The sequence below is a fragment of the Methylobacterium sp. JK268 genome (assembly GCF_054052225.1).
In genome coordinates this window covers 37,234-63,424 of the sequence record NZ_JBSVZN010000034.1, presented here as the reverse complement: position 1 = coordinate 63,424, position 26,191 = coordinate 37,234, and the positions used below count along the sequence as shown (strand labels likewise).

Below are 26,191 nucleotides of genomic sequence, written 5' to 3'. Positions count from 1 at the left end.
CGCAAGACCGGCCCCACGCACACCCCAGCACGCCGATTCCTCGTGATCCCGGCGATCGTCCGTCAGGAGCCAGGATAAAATCTCCCGCGCTCAGGTCATGACAGCCTCGGGTGCCGGCGTGTTCTCCCGAGATCTGCCGTCCCGCTGCAGGTCGAACATTGTATTCTCGGTATTCCGGCAACCGCGCGTTAGTCGCTGCGACGGAGTCGCACCGCGCCCGAGCGCCCGGCATCGCCCGTTTCGGGGTCTGTTAACCGACCAATAACCATGCCTCGGCAATTTTTGCCGAGGGGCCGGTCGGGCCCCGGGTGCGGGTCGCAGGCGTCGTGAAGCCGGTTCTCGATCTGATGGCGAAGCTGGGGCCGGCGCGGCTTGCCGCGATGGCGGCGGTGACGCTCGCCCTGATCGGCTTCTTCGCCTTCGTGATCCTGCGCGTCTCGCGCCCCGAGATGGGTGTGCTCTACGCCGACCTCTCGGTGCAGGACGCCTCCGCGGTGATCCGCGACCTGGAGGCCCGCGGCGTGCGCTACGAGACGCGCGGCGACATGGGGCAGACGATCCTCGCCCCCCGTCCCGACCTCGCGCGCCTGCGGATGGACTTCGCCGGCAAGGGCCTGCCGAGCGCCGGCGGGGTCGGCTACGAGATCTTCGACAAGGGCGACGCCTTCTCCTCCACGAGCTTCGTCCAGAACGTGAACCACCTGCGGGCGCTGGAGGGCGAGCTTGCCCGCTCGATCCGGGCGATCGGCCGGGTGCAGGCGGCGCGGGTCCACCTCGTGATTCCGGAGAAGCGGCTGTTCAACCGCGACCGCGAATCGCCGAGCGCCGCCATCGTGCTGAAGATCGCGGGCGACCTCGATGCCGGGCAGGTGCGGGCGGTGCGCCACCTCGTGGCCTCCTCGGTGGAGGGCCTGAAGCCGGACCGGATCTCGATCGTGGACGAGCGCGGGCGGCTGCTGGCGGACGGCGCCGGCCAGGACGAGGCGCAGGCGGCGCTCGGTCTCGACGAGCGCCAGGCCGCCCTGGAGCAGCGCCTGCGCGCCCAGGTCGAGGGCATCGTCGCCGGCATCGTCGGGGCGGGGCGCGCCCGGGTCCAGGTCGCGGCCGAACTCGACGCGGCCCGGGTCGAGAGCCGCTCCGAGACCTACGATCCCGAGAGCCGCGTCGTGCGCTCGAGCCAGACCCGCTCGGAGGCCTCGAACTCGCAGGGGGCGGGCGAGACCGGCGTCAGCGTCGGCAACGAGCTGCCGGGCGCCAAGGAGAACACCCAGCAATCGGGCACCCGCGAGGCCTCGAACAAGAACGAGGAGACCACGAACTACGAGATCTCGCGCACGACCCGGACCGAGGTGAACGAGGGCGGGCGGGTCAAGCGCCTCTCGGTGGCGGTGGTGATCGACGGCACCTACGCGCCGGGGCCGGACGGCAGGCCCGTCTACGTGCCGCGCCCGCAGGCCGAGCTCGACCGCATCACTGCCCTCGTGCGCACGGCGGTGGGCTACGACAAGGGGCGGGGCGATCAGGTCGAGGTCGCCAACCTGCGCTTCGCCGAGACCGCAGCCCCCCCGGCGGACCTGCCCGAGGACGGCCTGCTGGCCTCGCTGATGCATCCGACCAAGGAGGACGTGCTGCGCCTCGTGGAACTGTCCGTGCTGGCGCTGCTGACGCTGGTGGTGGTGCTCGCCGTGCTGCGGCCGCTGATCCGCCGGGTCATCCCCGTCGAGGTGTCCCCCGACCTCGCGCTCGCCGGCGTCGCGGCCCTGCCCGGGGCGGGCGAGGCGGCGATCGAGGCGCCGGCGGCCGAGAGCCCGACCCGCCAGCTCGTCGAGCACGCCAAGGTCAACGGCAAGATCCACGCCGACACGATCGCCCGCGTGGCCGACATCGTGCGCCAGAACCCGATCGAGACCGCCGAGGTGCTGCGCGGCTGGATCAACGACCGCTGAGACGACCGCACGAGGATCCCGGACGACCCCATGGCCGCCTCCCCCAAGCCCCTCCTCTCCGACGCCCTGGCGGCGGCGCCGCAGCTCGCGGAACTGGCCGGCCCGCAGCGCGCGGCCGCCCTGCTGCTGCTGCTCGGCGAGGAGGCGGGCGCGCCGATCTGGCGGCTCCTGGAGGAGGACGAGGTCAAGAAGGTCTCGCACGCCATGGTCCAGCTCGGCTCGCTCGAGGTCGAGACCGTCGAGCAGCTGATCGTGGAATTCGTCTCCAAGCTCTCGGCGAGCGGCGGCGTCAGCTCGAACTACGAGCGCACCGAGGCCCTGCTCCTCAAGATCTTCCCGCCCGAGCAGGTCTCGGTGATCATGGCCGAGGTGAAGGGCGCCTCGGCCCGCCGGGTCTGGAGCAGCCTGACCCAGATCGACCCGGAGATCCTGGCCTCCTTCCTGCGCAACGAGTACCCGCAGACCGTGGCGGTGATCCTGTCGCGGGTGCGCTCGGACTACGCCGCCCGGGTGCTCACCATCCTGCCCGAGGACTTCGCCATCGACGTCCTCAACCGCATGCTGCGCATGGAGACGGTGCAGAAGGAGGCCCTGCGCCACATCGAGGAGACGCTGCGCAGCGAGTTCGTCTCGACCATCGCCCAGACCACCCGCCGCGACGCCCACGAGCTGATGGCGGACGTGTTCAACGCCTTCGACCGCCAGACCGAGGCCCGCTTCCTCACCGCGCTCGACCAGGCCAACCGGGGCGCGGCGAAGAAGATCCGCCAGCTCATGTTCACCTTCGAGGACCTGCTCAAGCTCGACGCCGGCAGCGTGCAGACGCTCATGCGCGGCATCGACCGCGACGTGCTCGGCCGCGCGCTCAAGGGCGCCTCCGAGCCGGTGCGCGCCTTCTTCTTCAGCAACATGTCGACCCGCGCCGCCAAGAACCTCCAGGACGAGATGACCTCGCTCGGCCCGATCCGCCTCAAGGAGGTCGACGAGGCCCAGGCCAAGATCACCGAGATGGCGAAGGAACTGGCCGAGAAGGGCGAGATCATGATCGCCAAGAACAGCGCCGAGGAGGAGCTGGTCTACTGATGAGCGCCCCCCGCCGCTTCCTGTTCGACAACGACTTCCGGGTGCCCGGCGGCAGCCAGGCGCGGGCCCGCGAGGAGGCCGACCGCGCGGCCGCCGAGGCGCGCGCCCGCGACGAGGCGCAGGCGCGGGCCCGCGCGGAGGCGGAGCTCGACCTCAAGCTCCACGCCGCCCGGGCGGCCGGCCTGCAGGAGGGCCTCGCCCAGGCCGAGGCCCAGGTCCGCGCCCGCCTCGCCGACGCGATGAACCGCCTCGCCGCCGCCGCCGCGGGCCAGCTCGCCGCGGCCGATGCCCGCGACGCCGCGCGCGAGGCCCAGGCCCTCGACTTCGCCCTGGCGCTCGGCCGCAAGCTCGCGGGCGACGCCCTCGATGCGCACCCGGTCGCGGCGATCCTGGAGACCGCCCGCGCGGTGCTCCAGCACCTGCGCGGCGTGCCCCACCTCGCCGTTCGGGTGAACGACGCCCTCGTCGAGGAGACCGAGGCCGCCCTCAAGCCCCTCGCCCGCGAGCGCGGCTACGAGGGGCGGCTGATCGTGCTCGGCGATCCCGACCTGCCGCCGGGCGACGCCCGCATGGAATGGGCCGACGGGGGCGTCGTGCGCGATCGCGCCGCCATCGAGGCCGCCCTGCGCGCCGCCCTCGACCCCGCCTGATCGCCCGGAAGGACCCCGATGATTCCCGACGACGACCTCGGCCTGCCCCAGCTCAGCGAAGCGGACCTCGCCTTCGACCAGAACGGCGACGCCTCTCTGCGCGACGGTCCGCCCACGCCCCGCAGCGCCTCCGACCTGGAGCAGGTCTTCGACGTGCCGGTCCTGGTCTCGGCGGTGCTCGGCGCCTCGCGGATGCCGATCGGCGACCTGCTGCGGCTCGGCCCCGGCACCGTGCTCGAACTCGACCGCAAGGTCGGCGAGGCGATCGACATCTTCGTGAACAACCGCCTCGTCGCCCGCGGCGAGGTCGTCCTGGTCGAGGAGCGCCTCGGCGTCACCATGACCGAGATCGTCAAGGGCGACGGCTGAGTCCCGGCCCCACCCGTCCCCCGAGATCAAGCGGAGAGCCCGCGATGCGCCTTCTCATCATCGGCCGCCTGAACGGCGAACTCGTCACCGCCTCGAAGATCGCCATGAGCCGCGGCGCCGCCGTCACGCAGGCGGACGGGATCGAGCAGGGCCTCACGGTGCTGCGCGCCAAGGGCGCGGACCTCGTGATGATCGATGTCGGCCTGGCGATCCGCGCCTTCGTCGACGCCCTCGCGGAGGAGCGGATCCGCACGCCGGTCGTCGCCTGCGGCACCGGCTCGGACGCCAAGGCCGCCGTGGCGGCGATCCGGGCGGGGGCGAAGGAGTACATCCCGCTGCCGCCGGACCCGGAGCTGATCGCCGCCGTGCTGGAGGCGGTGGCGACGGATGCCCGCGCCTTCGTCTGGCGCGACCCCGCCATGGAGCGGGTGGTCAAGCTCGCCGAGCAGGTGGCGCGCTCCGACGCCTCGGTGCTGATCAGCGGCGAGAGCGGCACCGGCAAGGAGGTGCTCGCCCGCCACGTCCACGCCAAGTCCACCCGGTCGGCCAAGCCCTTCGTGAGCGTCAACTGCGCGGCGATCCCCGACGCGCTGCTCGAATCCGAGCTGTTCGGCCACGAGAAGGGTGCCTTCACCGGCGCGGTGGCGCGGCGCATCGGCAAGTTCGAGGAGGCGTCCGGCGGCACGCTCCTCCTCGACGAGATCTCCGAGATGGACGTGCGGCTGCAGGCCAAGCTCCTGCGGGCGCTGCAGGAGCGGGTGATCGACCGGGTCGGGGGGGCGCAGCCGGTGCGCGTCGACCTGCGGGTCCTCGCCACCTCGAACCGCAACCTCGCCGAGGAGGTCCGCAAGGGCACCTTCCGCGAGGACCTGCTCTACCGCCTCAACGTGGTGCACCTGCGCCTGCCGGCCCTGCGCGAGCGCCCCGCCGACATCCTGGAACTCGCCCAGCACTTCGCCCGCAAATACGCGGAGGCGAACGGATTGCCCGCCCGCCCGCTCTCCGCGGAGGCGCGTCGCCTGATCCTGGCCAATCCCTGGCGGGGCAACGTGCGGGAACTGGAGAACACGCTCCACCGGGCGGTGCTGCTGGCGCAGGGCGCCGAGATCGGCCCGGAGGCGATCCGCTCGCCGGAGGGGGAGGCCCTCGACGGCGGGGCCGGCGCCGCCACCCGGGCGGTCCAGACCGCCGAGGCGGTCACGCGCAGCCTCGTCGGGCGCACCGTGGCGGAGGTGGAGAAGGACCTGATCCTCGACACCCTGGACCATTGCCTGGGCAACCGGACCCACGCGGCCCGCATCCTCGGGATCTCGATCCGGACGCTGCGCAACAAGCTCAACGAGTACATGCAGGCCGGCATCGCCGTGCCGGAGCCCGGCCAGGCCCGGGCCATCGCCGCCTATGGCTGAGGCGTGGACGGGGTGGCGCGCCCGGACGAACGCTCCGGGGCGCGCCGCGCCCGGCTCACTGCCGGTAGTGCTGGATGCGCGTCGTGCGCAGGCCGGCGAGGCCGTGCTGCTCGATCGAGTACTGCCAGCTCAGGAATTCCTCGGTCGTCAGCGTGTAGCGCTGACAGGCCTCCTCCAGGCTGAGGAGCCCGCCGCGGACCGCGGCCACCACCTCGGCCTTCCGCCGGATCACCCAGCGGCGGGTGTTGCTCGGTGGCAGGTCCGCGATGGTCAGCGGACTTCCGTCGGGCCCGATGACGTACTTCACCCTCGGGCGGTGTGGCTCGGTCATGATACGCTCTTACACTCGACTGACCTGTCGCGATTCAGGCTAGCCAGCCGCGTTTAAGATTGCTTGAATCGACTCGTTAGGATGTGATTCGTTCGCCCGGCATCCCTCCGGGCTGTGGATCACGAGCCTGCCGCGGCCCCGATCGCCTGGACGTGACTCAGCGGGACGCTCTGTCCGCCGATGCTGAGGACGGGCTCGGACCCGGTGAGGTCCACGCTCGCGATGGTCCCGGTCACCTTGGTGTCGATGCTGACAGTCTGGCCGGTGGCGTCGGTGGCCTGGACCTTGAGCGTGTAGGTGCCGTTCGGGACGGTGAGCCCGGTCGAGCCGCGCCCGTCCCAGGTGAAGCTCTGGCTGCCGCTGGTCAGCGCCTTGGTCTGGGTGGCGACGACGTTGCCCTTGGAATCGGTGATCGTGATCACGGCCTTGGTGGCCGCCCGGGCGGCGTTGAGCGTCCAGGTCGCGCTGCCCCCCGACAGGGTGGCGGTGGTCCCGTCCGCCGTCACGGTCTTGCCCACCAGGCCCGAGGCCGAGGCGGCCGTCGAGGCCTTGTCGGCCGCCAGGATCGAGTCGAGACGGTCGTTGGTCTTGAGCTGCTGCTCGACCGAGGCGAATTGCACGAGCTGCTGGGTGAACTGGTTCGTGTCGAGGGGATCGAGGGGGTTCTGGTTCTGCAGCTGCGTGGTGAGCAGCGTCAGGAACTGGGTGAAGTTGCCCGCGATGGTCGAGGCGTCGCTCGTCGCCGAGGCGGTGGTGCCGGTGCCCGTGAGGCTGGAGAGCGCGCTGCTGATGCCGGTGGTCATGGCTGTCTCGGGCGAGGGCTAGATGCGGATGTCGAGGCCGAGCCGCCCGCCGCCGGAGAGGCGCGCGAGCGGGATCGGGTCGGGATCGGGGGGAGGCTGCGGGGCGCCGGGCCCGTCCCGCCCGGCCTGGGCGGCGGCACCGTCGCGCTGGGGCTGGCCCTGGCCGCCGGACCCGTCCTGAAGCGAGAAGCTGAGCGCGGTCTCCGTGCCCGAGAAGCCGGCCTGCGCCAGCGCCTGCTGCAGGCTGTCCGCGTCGCGCTGGAGCAGCGCCAGGGTCTCGGGCCGTTCGACCGTGAGATGGGCCTTCACCGCGCCGTGCTCGCGGTCCACGTCGAGGCGCACGTCGACCCGCCCGAGCTCGGCCGGGTCGAGGCGGATCTCGAAGCGGTTCGTCCCGGCGAGCGAGCGCAGGCCGATCGTCATCGGAACGGCGCCGAGCGGCGTCGGGGGAGGGGGCGTCGGATCGGGTGTGGGCGCCGGGGCCGTCGTCGCGCCCGCCGCGTCCGGCCCCGTGGGGGCCTCCGCCGGGGCCGCCGCCAGGGCCGCCGCGAAAGCCGGGGCGGCGCCCGCGTCGGAAACGGCCGCCTCGGCTCCCTCGTCCGCCCCGGCCGCCAGCCCGTCGAGGAGGGACGAGGCCGCCTTCTGTCCGGCCGCGGCGGTGACGATCTCGGCGTCCTGGACCGCGCTCGCCCCGGCCTGCGCCGCGGGGGTCGGGGCGGCCTGGGTGACCGGGACCGTCGGGTCGGAGGGGGGCTGCAGGGTGGCCGTGCCGGGATCGCTCTTCGGATCCGCGGCCTCGTCCTTGCGGCCGGGGCCCTTGGGCTTCCCGTCCGCCTCCCGATCCGAGGCGGCCTTTCCGGCACCGGGCGCAGCGCCGTCCCCGGCCGGGTCCCGCGGCTGGCCCGCGTCCTGCGCGCGGTCGGACTCCGTCCGCCGGTCCGCCTCCCGGGCACGGTCCTGCGCCCGCTCCTGCGTCCGATCCTGCTCCTGCGCGCGGCGCGACGCCTCGCGCGCCGAGGCGGCCTCATCCCGACGGGACGCCTGCGCCGCCGCGGCGTCGGCCGTGCCCTCGCGCGCGTTCCGAGCGGAGACTTGGTTGGAGCCTTGGTTCGAGACTTGGCTGGAGACTTGGCTGGAGACTTGGCTGGCGCCCTGGCGATCGATCTGGAACGAGGCGCGATCCTCGGCCGGAGCGCGTTGCGGCGCACGGCGCACGGGCTCCCGCGTCGTCGAAACCGCATCGCTCGTTCGCGTCACCGACATGCAGGCTCACCTCGTCCGCGACACCCGTCGCAAGGCCGAGGCCATCCCCGACGAACGGGTAAGTTGCTGCTTTGAAACAAAGAATTTCGACCGATGGGGCTCGCGCCGCGCCGCCTCCCGGCGGTTCCTGCCGGCCGGCGGGCAGATCTTGCCGGGCGGTGGCCCGGTCCCGCCCTGGCAGAACCCGCCGCGCATCACTATAGGAAGAGCGCGATGCCGATGCCGGGACCCGGCGGCCGCGCCGCCGCCAGCGCCCGACCCAGCCAGCGCCCGACCCGCAGGACGATGAACTCGCTCGATCTCCCCAAGGCCCCGCAGGACACCCGCGTCGTGGTGGCGATGTCGGGCGGGGTCGATTCCTCGGTCGTCGCCGGGCTGCTCAAGCGCGAGGGCTACGACGTCGTCGGCGTCACGCTCCAGCTCTACGATCACGGGGCGGCCACCCACCGCCGCGGGGCCTGCTGCGCGGGCCAGGACATCCACGATGCGCGCCGCGCCGCCGAGGTGCTCGGGATCCCCCACTACGTCCTCGACTACGAGGACCGGTTCCGCGAGGCCGTCATCGACCGGTTCGCGGAGAGCTACATCCACGGCGAGACGCCGATCCCCTGCGTCGAGTGCAACCGCTCGATCAAGTTCCGCGATCTCCTGGCCACCGCCCTCGACCTCGGCGCCGACGCGCTCGCGACCGGCCACTACGTGGCGAGCCGCGCGCTGCCGGGCGGCGGGCGGGGCCTCTACCGCGCCCTCGATCCGGCGCGCGACCAGAGCTACTTCCTGTACGCGACGACGCCCGAGCAGCTCGACGTCCTGCGCTTCCCCCTCGGGGAACGGCCCAAGGACGAGACGAGGCGCCTCGCGCGCGCATTCGGCCTGCCGGTGGCCGACAAGCCCGACAGCCAGGACATCTGCTTCGTGCCCCAGGGGCGCTACCAGGACGTGATCGCCCGGCTGCGGCCGGACGCGGTGCGCCCCGGCGAGATCGTCCATCTCGATGGCCGCCGGCTCGGCCGGCACGAGGGCATCATCGGCTTCACGGTGGGCCAGCGCCGCGGCCTCAAGCTCGCGACCGGCGAGCCCCTCTACGTCGTGCGCCTCGATCCCGAGAATGCCCGCGTGGTGGTCGGCCCGCGCGAGGCCCTCGCCACCGCGGTGATCCGGCTCGCGGAGGTCAACTGGCTCGGGGACGCGCCGCTGCCCGGCCTCGACGGCCTGCCGGTGGCGGTGCGCGTGCGCTCGACCCGGGAGCCGCGCGCGGCCCTGCTGCGCTGGAACGCCGCCGCCGCCTGCGCGGAGGTCGTCCTAGCGGCGCCGGAGGACGGCGTCTCGCCCGGCCAGGCCTGCGCCATCTACGCGGACGAGGGGCCGCGGGCGCGGGTGCTCGGGGGCGGCACCATCCGGCGGGTCGAGGCCGCGCAGCGCGAGGCTGCCTGACGCGCGGCGATCCGCGGCACCCAAGGGGAGAGACGAGGAACGATGCTGAGCGAGCCGCGGGAGGCGGGCCCGACCACCGCCTTGATGCGCAAGGCCTATGCGCGCTGGGCGCCGGTCTACGACGTGGTCTACGACAAGCTGACCGAGCCCGCCGCCCGCGACGCCGTGCGGGCGGCGCTGACGAGCGGCCGGCGCATCCTGGAGGCGGGCGTCGGCACGGGCCTGTCCCTCGGCTACTACCCGGCCGATTGCGAGCTCTACGGGGTCGATCTGTCGGAGGACATGCTCAAGCGCGCCTCCCGCAAGGTCCGGCGCCGGGGGCTCTCCCACGTCAAGGGCCTGCAGGTGATGGATGTCTGCCGCCTCGGCTACGCGGATGCGAGCTTCGACGCGGTGGTGGCGCAGTTCCTGATCACCCTGGTGCCGGATCCCGAGGGCGCCCTCGACGAATTCCTGCGCGTGCTGCGGCCGGGCGGCGAGATCGTGCTCGCCAACCATTTCGGGCAGGCGGACGGGGCGGTGGCCCGGGTCGAGGAGATCGTGGCGCCGCTCTGCTCGAAGATCGGCTGGAGTTCCGACTTCAAGGCCTCGCGCATCGAGGCCTGGGCCGGGCGGCGGGGCGTGACGGTCGTCGGGCTGCGGCCGACCTTCCCGGGGGGCTTCTTCAAGATCCTGCGCCTGCGCAAGGCGGCCTGACCCGCATGCGCCCGCAGGAGCCGGCGCCCGAGGCCGGGCCCGAGGCCGTGGCCCGGCCGCCCTGGCGGAGGTGGCTGCGCGTGCTGCCCCTCGTCGCCCTCGCGCTCCTCTCGGTCGGGCTGATCGTGGGCGGGGCCACGCAGTGGTTCAGCCTCGACCGGCTGCTCGCCTCCCGCACCTGGGCGGTGGCGCTGGTCGAGGAGCACCGCCTGCGCGCGATGGCGCTCACGTCGCTCCTCTACATCGGCACCGTCGTGGTCTCGGTGCCGGTCTCGGTCTTCATGACCATGCTGTGCGGGTTCCTGTTCGGCACGGTGCCCGGCGCGCTGCTGGCGATCTCGTCCTCGACCACCGGGGCCGTGCTGGTCTTCCTGATCGGACGCACGGCGGCGGGCGAACTCGTGCTGCGGCACGCGGGCGCGCGCCTCGGGCGCTTCGCCGCCGGCTTCCGCCGCGACGCCTTCTCGTACATCCTGTTCCTGCGGCTTCTGCCGCTCTTCCCCTTCTGGATGACCAATCTTGGGCCGGCGGTGTTCGGGGTCCGGCTGCGGATCTTCGCCCTGGCGACGCTGCTCGGCATCTCGCCCGGGGGCTTCATCTACGCGGCGACGGGCGCGCGCATCGACGCCGTGGTGGCGGCCCACCAGGATGCCCGCACGGCCTGCCTCGCCGCCGCGGGCACGGATTGCGACCGCGCCCTCTCGCTGCGCTCGGTGGTGACGCCGGGCTTCGTCGCCACGCTCCTCGCCCTCGGGGGGCTCGCCCTGCTGCCGATCCTGGTGCGGCGCCTGCGCGCCGGACGGGCGGGTGCCGGCGCGCCCGCCCCCTGCGACGATTGAGACCCCGATCCACCGGCGTCGAGTCGGTCTAGACTGTCGCGGCTGCTTGTGAACCGCCCGCCCCGGGCGTAACCGCAGCTCAGCCTCGGCCGAGACGAGGCTTTCCGGGGAGGATCGCGGCTCGTGCGTCTCGCCGATGCCTTGCGGGAACGCGGCGCCCTCGGCGCCGAAGCCAGCCGGTTCGGCCTCTCCGGCCGGCTTCTGCTGCTCACGATCCTGTTCGTGCTGATCGCCGAGGTGCTCATCTACGTTCCGAGCGTCGCGAATTACCGGCGCACCTGGCTCTCGGACCGGGTCGCGGCCGCGCAGGTGGCGGCCCTCGTCCTCGACGCCGCCCCCCAGGCCAAGGTCTCGGACGATCTCGCGCGCCGCCTCCTGATGGGGGTGGGCGCGCGGGCCATCGCGCTGCGGGCGGGGGGCGCGCGGCGCCTCATCACCGTGACGGAGGTGCCCTCCGAGGTGAGCGAGACCGTCGACCTGCGCGACAGCGACTGGGGCGACATGATCGCGGGCGCCTGGCAGACGCTGCTGCACCCGAGCGAGGGACCGATCCGCGTCGTCGGCCACGGGATGGACGGGGTCGATTTCGTCGAGATCCTGATCGACCCGGTGCCCCTGCGCGCGGCGCTGATCGACTTCTCCGGCCGCATCCTCATCGCCTCGATGGCGATCTCGGGGATCACCGGGCTCCTCGTCTTCCTCGCCCTGCAGGTCTCGATCGTGCGCCCGGTCCTGCGGCTCACCCGCAACATCGCGGCCTTCGCCGACGATCCGGAGGATGCCTCCCGGCTGATCGCGCCCTCCTGGCGCCGCGACGAGATCGGCCTCGCCGAGACCGCGCTGGCGCGGATGGAATCCGTCCTGGCGGGGGAACTGCGCCAGAAGCGCCGCCTCGCCGATCTCGGCCTATCGGTCAGCAAGATCAATCATGAGTTGCGCAACCTGCTGACCACCGCGCAGCTCCTCGGGGACCGGCTGGAGGCCGCGGCGGATCCGGGCGTGCAGCGGGTGGCGCCCCGGCTGGTGGCGACCCTGGACCGGGCGATCCGCTACTGCGAGGCGACGCTGGCCTATGGCCGGGCCGGCGAGCGGGTGCCGGAGCGGCGGCTCACGCCCCTGCGGCCGATCCTGGCCGACGCCCTCGATCTCGCCGGGTTGGCGCCCGGGGCGGCGATCCGGGTCGAGGACCGCACGCCCGAGGGGCTGATGGTCGACGCGGATCCCGACCAGCTCTCGCGGGTGGTGATCAACCTCGTGCGCAACGCCGTGCAGGCGCTGGCGCTGGCCGGCACCGTGGGCGGGGCGCCGCCCTGCGTGACGCTGGAGGGTCACCGCGAGGGCGCCGTGGTGACGCTCCTGATCGCCGACAACGGCCCGGGCTTGCCGGAGCGCGCCCGGGCGGCCCTGTTCTCGCCCTTCCAGGGATCGGCGCGGCCGGGCGGCACCGGGCTCGGCCTCGCCATCGCGGCGGAACTCATGCGCCTCCACGGCGGCACGCTCTGCCTCGACCCGACGCCGGTCGGGGCGCGCTTCCGGATCACCCTGCCGGACCGGGGGTGACGACGGGGGCGCGATGGCATCGTTCAAGCCATCGCTCGACGCCCACCACCCCTTTTCCGGACGACTGCAGCGACGGCGGAAGGAGATCCGGAAACCAGCACAAGAAGGCGCGAAGCGTCTGCTTGACCGCCGCGGTGCCGGCATTCGGAGCCGCTTCACGGCGATTCATCATCTGGTTTCCGGATCTCCTTCCGCTCTCGCTGCAGTCGTCCCGAAAAGGGGGGCGCCAGATCGCTAACGTTCCGGCGCGGCCCTCTTCGCCTCGCTCAGGAGCGCGCCGCCGCCTGGCGGGCGCGGGCCACCACCTCCTCGGGCGTGGGCGGGTTGGCCGGGTGGTGGCTCAGGCAGAGCGGCGTGCGCAGCTTCGCCGGCCGGCCCGACCCTTCGGTCGAGAAGTAGAACTCGCCCGCGCCGAGCTTGCCGATGTCGCCGACCCCGCCGCCCTTGGCCGCGAGGATGTCCTGCGCCGCCGCGATCGTCGCCGGGCTCGCCTGCCGGCCGAGGAACTGCGTGGTGCAGTTCGACACGATCTGGTTGTGGATCCCCCGCGGCGCCTGCGTCGCGACGATCAGGCCGAGCCCGTATTTGCGCCCCTGCGCGGCGAGCTTGATGCCGCTCGACAGGCTGAGCGCCTGGCGCCCGGCGGGCAGGAAGCTCTGCGCCTCGTCCACCACGTAGAGCAGGCCCCGCGGCGAGGGGTTGCGCTTGATCCAGCCGAACAGGGTCATCTGCAGCCGGTTGACGAAATCCTCGCGGGCCGCGTCGGAGGCGAGGCCCGAGAGGTTGATGACCGAGATCCGGGTGCGCGCCGCGTCGGTCCCGAAGAACAGCAGGGCGGGGTCGACCACCGGGCCCTCCGCGCGCAGCAGCGGGTTCGTGGCGACCGCCGCGTGCAGGTGGTCCGCCATGGCGGCGGCGAGCCGGCCCGCGTCGCTGATCCGGCTCACCCCGTCGGGCAGGTCGGAGAGGAGCGCCGTGAAGGCGGTGAGATCGCCGCCGCCCTTCGACGCGAAGAGGTGCAGGGCCGCCGCGAGCACCCCGCGCTGCAGATCCTTCCGTGCGCCCGCGAGCGGTCCGAGCGTCTCGGCCGCCATCTCGACCGCCTGCTCGCGCTCGTCCGGGTCTCCGCCCAGCCCCGAGAAATCGGGCATGACCGGCAGGTACAGCGGGTTGCCGGCCCGCAGACCCGGCGTCCACACCGCCACCTCGACCCGCTGGCCGTAGCGGCGCGCCTTCTCGGCATCCTCCGGGGTGAAGGCGGCGGGCCGCTCCGGCCAGGGATCGCCGAGCCGCGACAGGTCGTTGTTGGGGTCGATCACGATCGCCGGGATGCCGGCCAGCGCCGCCTCCTCGACGATCCGGCGCAGGAGCACGGTCTTGCCCGAGCCCGATCCGGCGATGATGGCCGTGTGCCGGGGCAGGAGGCGGGTCGCGACCGTCACCGGCTCGGCTTCGGGCGTCATGCGGTGCCCGACCGGAATCGCGTCGGCGGGCGGGGTCGGCGGCGATGTAGGCTGGGGCGGCGGGGCGACGGGCGCTTCGCGACGCATCTCCCGGGCGGGGAAGAGCGATCCCTGCCGGGGCGCGGTCACCGCGTCGGGCGGCGAGACCGGAGGCATCACGGCCGGCGTTCGCTCCAGCGTCTCGGCCTTCGCGGGTTCCTCCGCGACGGCCGGCTCCGCGAGCCCGATCCTCTGGAAGAAGGCGAGCCCGTCGAGGATCCGCTCCTGGCGCAGCCAGGCCTCGAAGGCTGCGAGCCGGCTCTCGGCCCGGGCCTGCACCCGCAAAGCCATCAGGGCCGCCAGCGTGCGCAGGTCGTCGTCGCTGGGATCGATCAGGCGTCCGCCCGCCTTGGTGAAAGTGTCGAACAGCGTCTTCGTCTTGGCGCCGCTCGGGATGGGGCCGCGCCGCACCAGCACGAGGTCGCGGTCGGGGATGCGGGTGGAGATGCCCGAGGCCGTGAGCGCCGCCCGCAGCCGCGCCTGGAACGCGATGGCGTTCTGGTGCGTGAGCGCCCGGTAGCAGACGTGCCGCTCGCGGTCGTTCTCCTCGTGGAAGATGAAGGTCAGTCGGCCGTGCAGGGGCGGCATCCTCTGGTCGGGATCGCCCTTGTTGATGACCTCGACCTGCTCGCTCGGTTCGGCCTGCAGGGCGTAGAGGTCGAAGGCGTCGCGCAGGAACGGGCCGAGGCCGCCCTCGTCGCCGTCGAGGAGGCCGGTGATCGTGACCTTCCGGCGTGCGCCTTCGAGGTCGAAGGAAGGGATGGACAACCCGTTCGTCTGAGATTGGAACTCGGTGGTCAGGCTGTCGCAGACGCTGACCTCCCCCTGTTCGAGGCACCGGCGACGGTGGGCGTCGCAGCGCATCAGAAGCGTTCGCGGCAAAATGCCCGCCTCGGCCGCGGCGGTGATCGCCGCCTCACTAAACGGCCAGGACGGAAAGGGCGGCGCGTAGCCGGCCTCCGCGTAGGCGGGTGCCAGCCGCCGTCTGACGAGCGCGGCGGCGGCCGTTCGGTCCTTCATGACCTGCAGCGCGACGGGGGCTCCGAAACGCTGCCGGGCCGCTGCCAGCCCCTTCTCCTGGATGCGATCCCAGGAATCGACGAGGCAGGTGACAACCGTCTGCCCGCGGTGGCGGATGTCGTGCAGTTCGAGCAGGCCTGACGCGAGCAGCGTGGCGAGGTCGGGACCGGGCTCGAAATCGTCGGTCAGGCTGAGAGTCGCCGGGCTGACGATACCGTCGATCTGATCCACCGCGACGAGGGTCGGCCCGGCGAGGCTCATCACCCAGGAGATGCCGCGCACGAGGTCCGCGGGCGGGGGCGGCGGGCTGAGGAAGCCGAGGTCGCGTCGCGCCGACTCGTCCGCCTCGTGGCCCTGGAGCCAGGCATGGGCGAGGCCCACGGCGCTGAGATCGTTGGCGCGCAGGAGGCAGAGGGCGCGGAACACGTCCTGGTGCTGGAGCGCCCGCGGCATGTCGATCTTCATCAGTGCCTTCACCAGGAGATCGACGATCCGGCGCGCGTCGATCTCCGGAGTGTTGAAGGCCTGCTCGACCTGTGTCTCGACGTTGAAGCGGCGGGCGATCCCGGCGAGCACCGCCTCGAACTGGCGACGCCCGTCCGGCATCTCGTGCAGCAGGGCCGTGAGGTAGCTCAGCGCCGTGCTGCGCCAGAAATCGGCGAGCCCGAGCACGTCGAGGAGCACGAACCAGCCCCCGGCGCGCCAGATCTCCCGCCGCATCTCGCCGACGAGATGCGTCTTGCCGATCCCCGACTGCCCGACGAGGACGCGGCCCGCCAGCCTGTCGTCCGAGGTGCGGGCGCGGGCGACGAGGTCCCGGGCGATCTCGGCCGCGAGGTGGCTGTTGGGGCCGGGCTCCTCTCCGGTGTCGGTCCAGACGCTGTCGAGGGTGCGCACCCAGTCGAAATCGACCCGGCGCAGGGCGTCGAGGGCATCCGTCATGGTTCGATCCACAGGATATGGAAGGGCTCGCCCGCCGGGCTGAAGGCGGCGGCGCGCTCGGCGGCATCGACGGAGCGCGGATCGGTGAACTGGAGGAACCGGGCCTTGTCGTCCTCGCGCAGCATCTCCGCGAGCGCGGCATCCACCGTCGCCCGGTCGAGGTCGCGGAGTTCCGCCCGCAGCCGGCTCAGGCGCACGGATTCGGACCGGCGCCCGTCGGTCAGCGCGAGGTAGGCGGCCAGGATGCGCGCGCGCACGGCGCCGAGGTCGGGCGGCCTCGCGGCCTCCGACCTGTCCGGAAGGGACAACCCGAGCTGCTCGCTCGCCCAGCGCCGGCCGTCCTCGGTGACGGTGAGCCGGACGGAGCGGCCCGCCTTCTCCGCCGTGACCAGTCCCCGCCGTTCCAGGGCGTCCCGGTCGGCCTTGGCGACGGCGACGCCGATCTCCCGCGGCAGGGCCGAGCCGTGCCGGGCGAGGAGGGCCTTGAGGATCGCCGCCTGCTTCTCCGGCAGGGGCGGGGGCGGCGGCTCGGGCGCCAGCCCGACGAAATCCGCGAGCGTCCCGCCCGTTGTCTCCAGGTGGCGATGGAGCAGGTCCAGCCAGTCCCGCAGCACGCCATGGCTCTCCGGCAGCGGGTCGCGCAGGTGCTCGCCCGCCCAGTGCCAGCCCTTGTCGGTCACGCTCAGCAGCAGGGAGCGCCCGTGCTTCTCCGCAGAGAGCAGGCCCTTCGCGACCAGCGCCTCCCGGTCGAGCTTCTTCACCGCGGGCCTCACGTCTCCCTGCAGGGCCCAGCCCTGCCGGCCGAGCAGGCACCACAGGATCAGCGCCCGCTGGGGCGTCAGGGTCTCGCTCATCCGCTCAAGCCTCCTTGCGACCGCCGGAACCGCACGACGGCGCGGATCTTCTCGATGGCCCGCTGCAGGTCGGTCTCGACCTGGCGGTTGGTGAGGCGCAGCACGAGGTAGCCGGCGACCAGCAGCTCGTAGTCGCGGTGGCGGTCCTCCGCGAAGCGCGCCGCGCCGCGGTGTTCCGTACCGTCGAGTTCCACCACGATTCGCCCCGCGCGCCACAGCAGATCCACGCGCGGCGCGCCGTAGCCCGGGAGGTCGACGGTCTCGTTGCCCGAGAACAGGGGGCCGATCTCGGGATCCCGCCGCAGCGCCTCCTCCAGCCGCCGCTCGGTGGCACTGGCCCAGTGGGCGCGCGAGGGCGCGAGGAAGCGCGCCTCCACCGGCTCGGCGGCGGGCGCCACCGGCTCGGCCCCGTAGAGGATGCGGTCGTAGGGCGGGAGGTCCGGGGGAACGGCCGGACAGGCCAGGAGGCAGGCCGCGCCGTGGGCGAGGCCGCCCTCCAGGGCCGCGATCACCGGCGCGGCCCGTCCCGGCGCCACGGGGTCGATCTCGGCGGCCAGGATGACGCCGGCGGGGTCGACCACGCGCAGGAGCTGGGTGAGTTCGAAGGCGCGGGCGCAGCGCCGGAAGCGGGGCACCGTCCCGGCGGCCGCGCATTTCGCCGCCGCCTTGCGCCAGGGACCAGAGACCGGCGGCGCCTCGTTGGCCGGCCAGTGCGGCCACAGGGTGAGCGCGAGCGACGCGAGGTCGTCGAGGATCCGGTCCAGGACGGAATCCGCGTTCGGGGCGGGCCGGGGCGCGAGGAAGAGGACGCTGCGTTCGAGCCCGGGAGACGCGGCCAGGATCTCCCGGAGACCCTTGCCGCCGATCCCGGTGAGGACGAGGCGCTGCCCGGGAGCGAGGGCCGCGACCCGCGGTGCGATCCCGTCCGGCCGCAACGCGCGCGGGTCCGCCGCCATCACGCCCGCCGCCGAGGCGCCGCGACGATGTCGCCGATCCCTCCGCGCATTGCCCGCCCCCGCCGCGCCGCGTCGTTGCCGCGTCGCTCCGTGCGTAGCGAACCGAGAGTTATTCGGCAAGCGGCCGATAAAACCCTAAGTTGGGGATGCCGTGCATCCTCAACCGTCTCAGGCCGCCGCCTCGTCCCGCTTGCCGAGGCGCTTGTCCAGATAGGTCTCCACCACCTGGCTCAGTTCCTCGACCTTGCCGTCGAAGAAGTGGTTGGCGCCCTCGACCACCTGGTGCTCGATGATGACGCCCTTCTGGGTCTTCACCTTCTCGATCACAGGCATGACCTCGCGGGCCGGGGCAACCCGGTCCTCGGAACCGTGCACGAACAGGCCCGAGGACGGGCAGGGGGCGAGGAAGCTGAAGTCGAAGCGGTTGGCCATGGCGGCAATCGAGATGAAGCCCTCGACCTCGGGCCGGCGCATCAGCAGCTGCATGCCGATCCAGGAGCCGAAGGAGACGCCCGCGATCCAGCAGGCCCGCGCCTCCGGGTTCACCGCCTGCACCCAGTCGAGGGCCGCGGCCGCGTCCGAGAGTTCGCCGGCCCCGTGGTCGAAGGAGCCCTGGCTGCGCCCGACCCCGCGGAAATTGAAGCGCAGGGTCGCGAAGCCGCGATTGGCGAACGTGTAGAAAAGGTTGTACACGATCTGATTGTTCATCGTGCCCCCGAACTGGGGATGCGGGTGCAGGATGATGGCGATGGGCGCGCCCCGCTGCTTGGGCGCCTGGTAGCGGCCCTCCAGGCGGCCGGCGGGACCGGCGAAGATGACCTCGGGCATGGCACAACCTCTCGAAGGGCCGCGCACCGGGCGAGGCATGCGGGCGGCGCGAATGCGGCACGTCAGGCGGAGCCTTGACTCGGGGTTTCGCTCCCCTACAAGCACTCTTAGAACAATTCTAGGTAGTTAGAACAGTTCTAAACAAGAGTGGCCGGCCCATTCGCGGGCCGCTCGACAGCCGCCGGGCGGCGTGCGGAACGCGTGTTTCGCCGGCGCCTTAGCACGGCAACCCCGGGGCAGTGCAAAGGAAATCGGCACGTGCAGGCAGCGGACCGCGTCTATCTCGACCACAACGCCACCGCGCCCGTGCGGCCCGAGGTGGCGGAGGCGGTCGCGCGCGCGCTCCTCGACCTGCCCGGCAACCCGTCCTCGGTCCACGCCGAGGGCAGGGCGGCCCGCGCCGCCCTGGAGACGGCGCGCGCACGTGTGGCCGGGCTCGTCGGCGCGGCGCCGGCGCGCGTCGTGTTCGCGAGCGGCGGCACCGAGGCGGCGAACGCCGTCCTGTCGGGCGCGCTCGCCCGCCGCGGCACCCCGGCGCCGTCGCGGCTCCTCGTCGGGGCGACGGAGCATCCGTGCATCCTCGCGGGCCACCGCTTCTCGGCCGACACCACCGAGGTGCTGCCGGTCGATGCCGACGGGATCGTCGACCTCGGGCATCTGGAGGCGCGCCTCGCGGCTCTGGCGGGCGGGGGCGTCCTGATCTCGCTCCAGGCCGCCAACAACGAGACCGGCGTGATCCAGCCGCTCCCGGAGGTGGTTGCCCTGGCGCGCCGGCACGGGGCGGCGCTCGTCCACTGCGACGCCGTGCAGGCGGCGGGGCGCCTTCCCCTGGATTTTGCCGGCTCCGGACTCGACGCGCTGACCCTGTCCGCGCACAAGTTCGCCGGGCCGAAGGGCGTGGGCGCCCTGGTCCTCGCCGGGGATGTCGCGCTCGATCCGGCGCTGGTGCGGGGCGGCGGGCAGGAGGCGCGGCTGCGCGGCGGCACCGAGAACCTGCCCGGCATCGTCGGGGCGGGCGTCGCGGCGGAGATCGCCGGGCGCGTCCTCGCCGAGGAGGCGGGTCGGCTCGCCGGCCTGCGGGATTCCCTCGAGGCGGGACTCCGGGTCCGGGCGCCGGAGACGGTTTTTTTCGGGGCGGGGGCGCCGCGGCTGCCGAACACCACCTGCTTCGCGGTGCCGGGGCTGGAGGCGGCGACCGCGCTCATCGCCTTCGACCTCGACGGAGTCGCGGTCTCGTCGGGGTCGGCCTGCGCCTCCGGCAAGGTCGGGCGCTCCACGGTTCTCGCCGCGATGGGCGTGCCCTCCGCCCTGGCGGCGGGCGCGTTGCGTGCGAGTTTCGGGTGGTCGAGCCGGGAATCGGACGTCGTCCGGTTCCTGTCGGTCTTCGATCGGCTCATCGCCACCCTATATAAGCGTCGGGAGAGGGCCGCGTGAGCGCGCGCCCCGCACCGGCCGTGTCATCACCTCGCGGCCCTTGAAGCCGTCAGCGGTAGGAGACGGGTATGCCTGCAGTGCAGGAGACGGTCGATCGCGTTCGCGCCATCGACGTCGATCAGTACAAGTACGGGTTCGAGACCACGATCGAGATGGAGAAGTCCGAGAAGGGCCTCTCCGAGGACGTGATCCGCTTCATCTCGGCCAAGAAGGAAGAGCCGGAATGGATGCTGGAATGGCGCCTCGACGCCTATCGCCGCTGGCTGACGATGAAGGAGCCGGAATGGGCGCGGGTCTCCTACGACAAGATCAATTACAACGACATCTACTACTACGCCGCCCCGAAGCGGAAGACGGCGCAGTCGCTCGATGAGATCGATCCTGAGATCCTGAAGACCTACGAGAAGCTCGGCATCCCGCTGCGCGAGGTCGAGGCCCTGGAGGGCATCGCGCCGGAGCGCCGCGTCGCCGTCGACGCGGTGTTCGATTCCGTCTCTGTGGCGACGACCTTCAAGGCCGAGCTCGCTAAGGCCGGCGTCGTGTTCATGCCGATCTCGGAGGCGATTCGCGAGTACCCCGACCTGGTGCGCAAGTACCTGGGCTCGGTGGTCCCGGTGACCGACAACTACTTCGCGACGCTGAACTCGGCCGTGTTCTCGGACGGCTCGTTCGTCTACATCCCGCCGGGCGTCCGGTGCCCGATGGAGCTGTCGACCTACTTCCGCATCAACGAGCGCGATACGGGCCAGTTCGAGCGCACGCTGATCATCGCCGACAAGGGCGCCTACGTGTCGTACCTGGAGGGCTGCACCGCCCCCCGCCGGGACGACAACCAGCTCCACGCGGCGGTGGTCGAGCTGGTCGCCCTCGACGACGCGGAGATCAAGTACTCGACGGTCCAGAACTGGTACCCGGGCGACGCGCAGGGCCGCGGCGGCATCTACAACTTCGTGACCAAGCGCGGCGATTGCCGCGGCGCCAACTCGAAGATCTCGTGGACGCAGGTCGAGACCGGCTCGGCCATCACCTGGAAGTACCCGTCCTGCATCCTGCGCGGTGACGGCTCCCAGGGCGAGTTCTACTCGATCGCGGTGTCGAACGGCATGCAGCAGGTCGATTCCGGCACCAAGATGATCCATCTCGGCAAGAACACCACGAGCCGGATCATCTCGAAGGGCATCTCGGCCGGCCGCTCGCAGAACACCTATCGCGGCCTCGTCTCGGCGCACAAGAAGGCCACCAACGCGCGCAACTTCACGAACTGCGACTCGCTGCTGATCGGCGACCAGTGCGGCGCGCACACGGTGCCGTACATCGAGTCGAAGAACGCCAGCGCGGTGTTCGAGCACGAAGCGACCACCTCCAAGATCTCCGAGGAGCAGCTGTTCTACTGCCAGCAGCGCGGCCTAGGCGAGGAGGAGGCGCGGGCGCTGATCGTGAACGGCTTCGTCCGCGACGTGCTGCAGCAATTGCCGATGGAGTTCGCCGTCGAGGCGCAGAAGCTGATCTCGATCAGCCTCGAAGGCTCCGTGGGGTAACGCCATGGTCGGATTCTGGGATGCGCTCGAGAGCGCGACGCATCAGCACGCGGACTTCGATACGGAGCGGCAGCGCCGCTTCCGCAAGGCCGAGGATCGTGCGAATGCCTTCTTCGGCGAGATGCAGCGTCACGCGTCCCGCTTGGAGGGCTTCGGCGTGACGGTGCGGCAGCAGGGTCAGACCATCAGCTTCAGACGCGGTGGCCTGGAGCTGCTGGCCATCACGTTCGGCACGACCAATGGCACCGAGAACCGGATCTTCAGTCCGGTCATCGAGCACCTGAAGCTCACGCCGTCGTTCCAGGATCTGCCGGCGGATGAGGATCTGCAGGAACTGGCCGGGCAGTGGCTCGGCCGGTCGATCGAAGCCGTGCAGAATAATGTCGACCGCTTCAGAGCGCTCGGCGTGATCTGATGCCGCTCATTCTCGACACGCTGATCGTGACCCGCCGCCTGCGCGACGCCGGGATCGATCAGGTCCACGCCGAGGCTCATGCCGAAGTCGCGCGGGACCTGATCCTGGCGGATGTCGCATCGCGGGAGGAGCTTCGGCACGAGTTCGCGCAGCTGCGCGCCGAGCTGAAGGCTTTCGAAGAGGCCCTGATCAACCGGGTGACGAAGATCGTCGCGAGCATCCTGATTGGCGTGCTCAGCGTCGCGGGCGGCTTGGCCGCCCTCTTGACCAACTTCTCGAAATTTTTCGGACACTGAACCATGCTCGAAATCAAGAACCTGGTCGTGCAGATCGAGGACAAGCGCATCCTCAACGGCCTCGACCTGACCGTGAAGGACGGCGAGGTCGCCGCCATCATGGGCCCGAACGGCTCGGGCAAGTCGACCCTCTCCTACGTGATCGCCGGCAAGGGCGACTACGAGGTGCTGGAGGGCGAGGTGCTGCTCGACGGCGAGAACATCCTGGAACTGGCGCCCGACGAGCGCGCGGCGGCCGGCGTGTTCCTGGCCTTCCAGTACCCGCTGGAGATCCCGGGCGTCGCCACCATGACCTTCCTGAAGGCGGCCCTGAACGCCCAGCGCAAGGCCCGCGGCGAGGAGGAACTGTCGACGCCGGACTTCATGCGCCGCGTCTTCGGCGCCGCCGACAAGCTCGAGATCAACCGCGACATGCTCAAGCGCGCCCTCAACGTCGGCTTCTCCGGCGGCGAGAAGAAGCGCATGGAGATCCTGCAGATGGCGCTGCTGGAGCCGCGCTTCTGCGTCCTCGACGAGACCGATTCGGGCCTCGACATCGACGCCCTGCGCATCGTGTCGGAGGGCGTCAACGCCCTGCGCGACCCCAAGCGCAGCTTCCTCGTCATCACCCACTACCAGCGGCTCCTCAACCACATCGTGCCCGACACCGTGCACGTCATGTCGCAGGGCCGGGTGGTGAAGTCGGGCGGCAAGGAGCTCGCCCTCGAACTCGAGGCGAGCGGCTACGCCGAGTACCGCAGCGCCGAGGCCGCGTGACCATGGCCGAGATCACCACCCTGCGCACGGCGGCCGAGACCGGCCTGTCGAAGCTGTTCGAGGTCCGGCGCATGAAGCTGCCGGGCTCCGCCATCGCCCGCGAGGAGGCGTTCCGCTTTTTCGAGGCGGCGGGTCTGCCCCACCGCCGCGTCGAGGCCTTCAAGTACTCCGACCTGCGGGCGGCTCTGCGCGAGGCGGCCCCGCCCGCCGAGGCGCCGACGCCGGAGGCGGCCCGCAACGCCGTAATGAAGGCGGAGGGTTTCGCCACCGTCGAGGCGGCGCGGCTCACCTTCGTCAACGGCCACCTCGTGCCGGCCCTCTCGGATCTCGGCGCGATGCCGGACGGCGTCGAACTCGTGACGCTCGCGGAGGCGCTGACCCGGGGCCATGCCTTGACCGAGCGCTTCACGCCCGTCGCCCAGGCCCGCGAGAATCCGATCTACCAGCTCAACACCGCCTTCATGGCGGATGGCGCGCTGATCCGGGTCGCTGCCGGCGTCAAGGTCGACAGGCCCCTGCACCTGCGCTTCGTCGGCACCGGCTCCGAGGCGTTCTCCACCGCCACCCGCCTCCTTGTGGTGCTGGAGGAGGGGGCCGAGTTCACGGTCTTCGAGAGCCACGAGGGGCCGGACGGCGTCTCGTACCAGCCCAACGATGCCCTCGACGCGGTGATCGGGGACGGCGCCACCCTGCGCCACACCCGCCTCAACCGCGAGGGCCGTGAGGCGGTCGCGCTGTCGACGATCTCGGTGAAGCTCGGGGCGAAGTCCCACCTCGAGACCGTCAACGTGGCGGCGGGCGCGGTCTTCTCGCGCCACCAGATCTACCTGCTCTTCGCGGGCGAGGACGCCACCGCCCAGGTCAACGGGGCGACGATGCTCGGCAACGGGCAACTCGGCGACTCGACGCTGCTCGCCGACCACGCCGCCCCCGGCGGAACCAGCCGCGAGCAGTTCAAGACCGTGATCGGCGGCGACGCCACCGGCGTGTTCCAGGGCAAGATCATCGTCGAGCAGATCGCCCAGAAGACCGACGGCAAGATGAAGTCCGACTGCCTCCTCCTCTCGGACGAGGGGCAGATGATGAACAAGCCGGAACTGGAGATCTTCGCGGACGACGTGGCCTGCGGCCACGGCGCCACCTGCGGGGCGCTCGACGACGACCTGCTCTTCTACCTCATGGCGCGCGGCCTGCCGCGGGTCGAGGCGGAGGGGCTGATGGTCCAGGCCTTCCTGGGCGAGGCCCTGGAGGCGATCACCCACGAGGGCGCCCGCGAGGCGGCGATCCGCGTGGTCGAACAATGGCTCGCCGCGCGGCGGTGAGCCGATCGATGCCGCGTCATGATGGGGCGCGGGGAACCCCTCTCCCGTGCGGGAGAGGGGCAGGGGTGAGGGCCCAGGTGGTTCAGCAAGAAAACTGAACCGTCCCGCTACCAGCACCGACCATTGCGGATGCTTGTGGCAAGGTCCGGGACCCTCACCCCTACCCCTCTCCCGCACGGGAGAGGGGATCCCGCGCTCTCATCGTCACCGGCGAGAAGGCCGGCTGCCGCGAGGCGCCGGGTATCAGATCGCAGAGAGCGTGACGCGATGAACGCACCCGTCCTCCCGCCCTACGACGTCGCCGCGATCCGGGCCGAGTTCCCGATCCTGGCGCAGACCGTCTACGGCAAGCCGCTCGTCTATCTCGACAACGCCGCCTCGGCGCAGAAGCCCCGCGCGGTGATCGACGCGATGACCAACACGATGGAAACGGCCTACGCCAACGTCCATCGCGGCCTGCACTTCATGGCGAACGCCGCCACCGAGGGCTACGAGGGCGCCCGCGAGACCACGCGCGTGTTCCTCAACGCCCGATCGACGGACGAGATCATCTTCACCCGCAACGCCACCGAGGCCTACAACCTCGTCGCCACGTCGATGGGCTGGGCGGGCCTGATCGGGGAGGGGGACGAGATCATCCTCTCGATCATGGAGCACCATTCCAACATCGTGCCCTGGCACTTCCTGCGGGAGCGCCGCGGCGCGGTGATCAAGTGGGCGCCCGTGGACGACGAGGGCAACTTCCTCGTCGAGGACTACGAGAAGCTGTTCACACCCCGAACCAAGATGGTGGCGATCAGCCACATGTCGAACGTGCTCGGCACGATCACGCCGGCGCGTGACATCGTGCGCATCGCCCACGCCCACGGCGTGCCGGTGCTCCTCGACGGCGCCCAGAGCGCCGTGCACCAGACCATCGACGTCCAGGACCTCGACTGCGACTTCTTCGTCTTCACCGGACACAAGGTCTACGGGCCGACCGGCATCGGCGTGCTCTACGGCAAGAAGGAATGGCTGGAGCGCCTGCCCCCCTACCAGGGCGGCGGCGAGATGATCCAGACCGTCACCGAGGACGCGATCACCTACAACGAGCCCCCGCACCGCTTCGAGGCCGGCACGCCGGCGATCATCGAGGCGGTCGGCCTCGGCGCCGCCCTCGAATTCATGATGAGGCTCGGCCGCGAGAACATCGCGGCGCACGAGGCGGCCCTGTCGGCCTACGCGCATCAGCGCCTGTCCGAGATGAATTCCCTGCGGATCATCGGCCGGGCGAAGAGCAAGGGCGCGGTGATCTCCTTCGAGATGAAGGGCGCGCATGCCCACGACGTCGCCACGGTGATCGACCGCATGGGTGTGGCGGTGCGGGCCGGCACGCATTGTGCCATGCCGCTCCTCAACCGCTTCGGCACCACCTCGACCTGTCGCGCCTCGTTCGGACTGTATAATACCCCCGACGAGGTCGACGCGCTGGTGGCGGCGCTCGCCAAGGCCGAGATGATGTTCGCGTAGGAACCCCGATGACCGACACCGCACCGGAGACCGGTCCCGCCCTGCCGCCGGAAGAGCTCGACCGGCTCACCGACGGCATCGTGGCCGCGCTCAAGACCGTCTACGACCCCGAGATCCCGGCCGACATCTACGAGCTCGGCCTGATCTACAAGGTCGACATCAACGACGACCGCCACGTGGCGATCGACATGACGCTGACCGCCCCCGGCTGCCCGGTGGCCGGCGAGATGCCGGGCTGGGTCGAGAACGCCGTCGCGGCCGTGCCGGGCGTGCAGGGCTGCTCCGTCACCATGGTGTTCGACCCGCCGTGGGACCAGAGCCGGATGTCCGACGAGGCCCGCGTCGCCCTCGACATGTGGTAGCGGGCGCAGATTCTCCGCCCAGAGCCGCGGGGTTCGCGCGACGAGTAGCCTCCGCGGCGGCGCAGGCGTAGGAT

The 26,191-nt window shown here is 71.8% G+C and carries 24 protein-coding genes; 17 read left to right on the top strand and 7 right to left on the bottom strand.

The genetic code is table 11. The features are described 5' to 3' along the window. Window positions 1–326 precede the first annotated feature (326 nt). From fliF to flbD, 5 genes are read left to right on the top strand one after another with little or no spacing between them, the layout of a single operon-like run. Window positions 327–1,946 carry a flagellar basal-body MS-ring/collar protein FliF gene (fliF, locus tag ACW9J6_RS27655; protein ID WP_457119557.1) on the top strand — a complete coding sequence of 540 codons (1,620 nt, stop codon included), beginning with the start codon at window positions 327–329 and terminating at the stop codon, window positions 1,944–1,946. 30 nt (window positions 1,947–1,976) lie between these two features. Next, window positions 1,977–3,029, top strand: coding sequence for a flagellar motor switch protein FliG (gene fliG, locus ACW9J6_RS27650; RefSeq protein WP_457119556.1), 1,053 nt, complete (start codon window positions 1,977–1,979; stop codon window positions 3,027–3,029). Continuing rightward, window positions 3,029–3,679 (top strand): FliH/SctL family protein, encoded by a 651-nt coding sequence (locus tag ACW9J6_RS27645; protein ID WP_457119555.1) that lies wholly within the window; start codon window positions 3,029–3,031, stop codon window positions 3,677–3,679. The genes fliG and ACW9J6_RS27645 overlap by 1 nt, the downstream gene beginning before the upstream one ends. Window positions 3,680–3,697: 18 nt before the next feature. Then, window positions 3,698–4,048 carry a flagellar motor switch protein FliN gene (gene fliN, locus ACW9J6_RS27640; RefSeq protein ID WP_457119554.1) on the top strand — a complete coding sequence of 117 codons (351 nt, stop codon included), beginning with the start codon at window positions 3,698–3,700 and terminating at the stop codon, window positions 4,046–4,048. 44 nt (window positions 4,049–4,092) lie between these two features. Further along, window positions 4,093–5,457, top strand: a complete 1,365-nt coding sequence (gene flbD, locus ACW9J6_RS27635; protein WP_457119553.1) for a sigma-54-dependent transcriptional regulator FlbD — start codon at window positions 4,093–4,095, stop codon at window positions 5,455–5,457. Window positions 5,458–5,512: 55 nt separating this feature from the next. Here flbD and sciP read toward each other — a convergent pair whose 3' ends face one another. The 3 genes from sciP to ACW9J6_RS27620 form a co-directional block, all read right to left on the bottom strand. After that, the gene (gene sciP / locus ACW9J6_RS27630) at window positions 5,513–5,788 is read right to left on the bottom strand and encodes a CtrA inhibitor SciP (protein WP_238241235.1); all 276 of its coding nucleotides are present in this window, start codon (window positions 5,786–5,788) and stop codon (window positions 5,513–5,515) included. Between the two features lie 119 nt (window positions 5,789–5,907). After that, entirely contained in the window at window positions 5,908–6,591 is a 684-nt protein-coding gene (locus tag ACW9J6_RS27625) for a flagellar hook assembly protein FlgD (protein ID WP_457119552.1), read from the bottom strand. A gap of 18 nt (window positions 6,592–6,609) precedes the next feature. Beyond that, window positions 6,610–7,806 (bottom strand): flagellar hook-length control protein FliK, encoded by a 1,197-nt coding sequence (locus ACW9J6_RS27620; protein ID WP_457119551.1) that lies wholly within the window; start codon window positions 7,804–7,806, stop codon window positions 6,610–6,612. A gap of 333 nt (window positions 7,807–8,139) precedes the next feature. On the opposite strand from ACW9J6_RS27620, the gene mnmA reads away from it, so the two are divergent. The 4 genes from mnmA to ACW9J6_RS27600 all read left to right on the top strand — a co-directional run bounded on the left by mnmA (window position 8,140) and on the right by ACW9J6_RS27600 (window position 12,383). Continuing rightward, a complete protein-coding gene (gene mnmA / locus ACW9J6_RS27615) occupies window positions 8,140–9,288 on the top strand; it encodes a tRNA 2-thiouridine(34) synthase MnmA (protein ID WP_457119600.1) in 1,149 nt (382 codons plus the stop codon). 42 nt (window positions 9,289–9,330) lie between these two features. Further along, window positions 9,331–9,984, top strand: coding sequence for a class I SAM-dependent methyltransferase (locus tag ACW9J6_RS27610; protein ID WP_457119550.1), 654 nt, complete (start codon window positions 9,331–9,333; stop codon window positions 9,982–9,984). Between the two features lie 5 nt (window positions 9,985–9,989). Next, a complete protein-coding gene (locus tag ACW9J6_RS27605) occupies window positions 9,990–10,823 on the top strand; it encodes a TVP38/TMEM64 family protein (RefSeq protein ID WP_457119549.1) in 834 nt (277 codons plus the stop codon). Window positions 10,824–10,946: 123 nt separating this feature from the next. Further along, the gene (locus ACW9J6_RS27600; protein WP_457119548.1) at window positions 10,947–12,383 is read left to right on the top strand and encodes a sensor histidine kinase; all 1,437 of its coding nucleotides are present in this window, start codon (window positions 10,947–10,949) and stop codon (window positions 12,381–12,383) included. A gap of 266 nt (window positions 12,384–12,649) precedes the next feature. On the opposite strand, the gene ACW9J6_RS27595 is transcribed toward ACW9J6_RS27600, so the two are convergent. The 4 genes from ACW9J6_RS27595 to ACW9J6_RS27580 form a co-directional block, all read right to left on the bottom strand. Then, on the bottom strand, window positions 12,650–15,847 hold the full coding sequence (locus ACW9J6_RS27595) for a helicase HerA domain-containing protein (RefSeq protein ID WP_457119547.1): 3,198 nt from the start codon (window positions 15,845–15,847) through the stop codon (window positions 12,650–12,652). After that, complete coding sequence (locus ACW9J6_RS27590) at window positions 15,844–16,701, bottom strand: hypothetical protein (RefSeq protein WP_457119546.1); 858 nt, start codon at window positions 16,699–16,701, stop codon at window positions 15,844–15,846. Before ACW9J6_RS27590 ends, ACW9J6_RS27595 begins: the two co-directional genes overlap by 4 nt. Continuing rightward, window positions 16,698–17,657, bottom strand: coding sequence for an endonuclease domain-containing protein (locus ACW9J6_RS27585; RefSeq protein WP_457119545.1), 960 nt, complete (start codon window positions 17,655–17,657; stop codon window positions 16,698–16,700). Before ACW9J6_RS27585 ends, ACW9J6_RS27590 begins: the two co-directional genes overlap by 4 nt. Window positions 17,658–17,825: 168 nt before the next feature. Continuing rightward, on the bottom strand, window positions 17,826–18,485 hold the full coding sequence (locus ACW9J6_RS27580; protein ID WP_457119544.1) for an alpha/beta hydrolase: 660 nt from the start codon (window positions 18,483–18,485) through the stop codon (window positions 17,826–17,828). A 258-nt stretch (window positions 18,486–18,743) separates the two neighbouring features. Between ACW9J6_RS27580 and ACW9J6_RS27575 the strand changes: the two genes are divergently transcribed. The 8 genes from ACW9J6_RS27575 (at window position 18,744) to ACW9J6_RS27540 (ending at window position 26,117) form a co-directional block, all read left to right on the top strand. Beyond that, entirely contained in the window at window positions 18,744–19,919 is a 1,176-nt protein-coding gene (locus tag ACW9J6_RS27575) for a cysteine desulfurase family protein (protein WP_457119543.1), read from the top strand. Window positions 19,920–19,987: 68 nt separating this feature from the next. Beyond that, window positions 19,988–21,457 carry a Fe-S cluster assembly protein SufB gene (sufB, locus tag ACW9J6_RS27570; RefSeq protein WP_457119542.1) on the top strand — a complete coding sequence of 490 codons (1,470 nt, stop codon included), beginning with the start codon at window positions 19,988–19,990 and terminating at the stop codon, window positions 21,455–21,457. Between the two features lie 4 nt (window positions 21,458–21,461). Then, window positions 21,462–21,872, top strand: coding sequence for a hypothetical protein (locus tag ACW9J6_RS27565; RefSeq protein ID WP_457119541.1), 411 nt, complete (start codon window positions 21,462–21,464; stop codon window positions 21,870–21,872). Continuing rightward, on the top strand, window positions 21,872–22,168 hold the full coding sequence (locus ACW9J6_RS27560) for a hypothetical protein (protein ID WP_457119540.1): 297 nt from the start codon (window positions 21,872–21,874) through the stop codon (window positions 22,166–22,168). The genes ACW9J6_RS27565 and ACW9J6_RS27560 overlap by 1 nt, the downstream gene beginning before the upstream one ends. Before the next feature lie 3 nt (window positions 22,169–22,171). Continuing rightward, entirely contained in the window at window positions 22,172–22,924 is a 753-nt protein-coding gene (gene sufC / locus ACW9J6_RS27555; RefSeq protein WP_457119539.1) for a Fe-S cluster assembly ATPase SufC, read from the top strand. A 2-nt stretch (window positions 22,925–22,926) separates the two neighbouring features. Next, window positions 22,927–24,246, top strand: coding sequence for a Fe-S cluster assembly protein SufD (sufD, locus tag ACW9J6_RS27550; protein ID WP_457119538.1), 1,320 nt, complete (start codon window positions 22,927–22,929; stop codon window positions 24,244–24,246). 267 nt (window positions 24,247–24,513) lie between these two features. Continuing rightward, window positions 24,514–25,755, top strand: coding sequence for a cysteine desulfurase (locus ACW9J6_RS27545; protein ID WP_457119537.1), 1,242 nt, complete (start codon window positions 24,514–24,516; stop codon window positions 25,753–25,755). A gap of 8 nt (window positions 25,756–25,763) precedes the next feature. Further along, entirely contained in the window at window positions 25,764–26,117 is a 354-nt protein-coding gene (locus ACW9J6_RS27540) for an SUF system Fe-S cluster assembly protein (RefSeq protein WP_457119536.1), read from the top strand. The last annotated feature ends 74 nt before the right edge of the window (window positions 26,118–26,191 follow it).

Bases quoted from the DNA above. Each gene is read 5' to 3' on its own strand.
- ACW9J6_RS27585 (WP_457119545.1), bottom strand. From the start codon at position 17,657: ATGGCGGCGGACCCGCGCGCGTTGCGGCCGGACGGGATCGCACCGCGG.
- ACW9J6_RS27580 (WP_457119544.1), bottom strand. From the start codon at position 18,485: ATGCCCGAGGTCATCTTCGCCGGTCCCGCCGGCCGCCTGGAGGGCCGC.
- fliG (WP_457119556.1), top strand. From the start codon at position 1,977: ATGGCCGCCTCCCCCAAGCCCCTCCTCTCCGACGCCCTGGCGGCGGCG.
- ACW9J6_RS27560 (WP_457119540.1), top strand. From the start codon at position 21,872: ATGCCGCTCATTCTCGACACGCTGATCGTGACCCGCCGCCTGCGCGAC.
- fliN (WP_457119554.1), top strand. From the start codon at position 3,698: ATGATTCCCGACGACGACCTCGGCCTGCCCCAGCTCAGCGAAGCGGAC.
- sufB (WP_457119542.1), top strand. From the start codon at position 19,988: ATGCCTGCAGTGCAGGAGACGGTCGATCGCGTTCGCGCCATCGACGTC.
- ACW9J6_RS27540 (WP_457119536.1), top strand. From the start codon at position 25,764: ATGACCGACACCGCACCGGAGACCGGTCCCGCCCTGCCGCCGGAAGAG.
- ACW9J6_RS27590 (WP_457119546.1), bottom strand. From the start codon at position 16,701: ATGAGCGAGACCCTGACGCCCCAGCGGGCGCTGATCCTGTGGTGCCTG.
- sufD (WP_457119538.1), top strand. From the start codon at position 22,927: ATGGCCGAGATCACCACCCTGCGCACGGCGGCCGAGACCGGCCTGTCG.
- ACW9J6_RS27610 (WP_457119550.1), top strand. From the start codon at position 9,331: ATGCTGAGCGAGCCGCGGGAGGCGGGCCCGACCACCGCCTTGATGCGC.
- sciP (WP_238241235.1), bottom strand. From the start codon at position 5,788: ATGACCGAGCCACACCGCCCGAGGGTGAAGTACGTCATCGGGCCCGAC.
- ACW9J6_RS27595 (WP_457119547.1), bottom strand. From the start codon at position 15,847: ATGACGGATGCCCTCGACGCCCTGCGCCGGGTCGATTTCGACTGGGTG.
- mnmA (WP_457119600.1), top strand. From the start codon at position 8,140: ATGAACTCGCTCGATCTCCCCAAGGCCCCGCAGGACACCCGCGTCGTG.
- sufC (WP_457119539.1), top strand. From the start codon at position 22,172: ATGCTCGAAATCAAGAACCTGGTCGTGCAGATCGAGGACAAGCGCATC.
- ACW9J6_RS27625 (WP_457119552.1), bottom strand. From the start codon at position 6,591: ATGACCACCGGCATCAGCAGCGCGCTCTCCAGCCTCACGGGCACCGGC.
- ACW9J6_RS27645 (WP_457119555.1), top strand. From the start codon at position 3,029: ATGAGCGCCCCCCGCCGCTTCCTGTTCGACAACGACTTCCGGGTGCCC.
- flbD (WP_457119553.1), top strand. From the start codon at position 4,093: ATGCGCCTTCTCATCATCGGCCGCCTGAACGGCGAACTCGTCACCGCC.
- ACW9J6_RS27565 (WP_457119541.1), top strand. From the start codon at position 21,462: ATGGTCGGATTCTGGGATGCGCTCGAGAGCGCGACGCATCAGCACGCG.
- ACW9J6_RS27605 (WP_457119549.1), top strand. From the start codon at position 9,990: ATGCGCCCGCAGGAGCCGGCGCCCGAGGCCGGGCCCGAGGCCGTGGCC.
- ACW9J6_RS27545 (WP_457119537.1), top strand. From the start codon at position 24,514: ATGAACGCACCCGTCCTCCCGCCCTACGACGTCGCCGCGATCCGGGCC.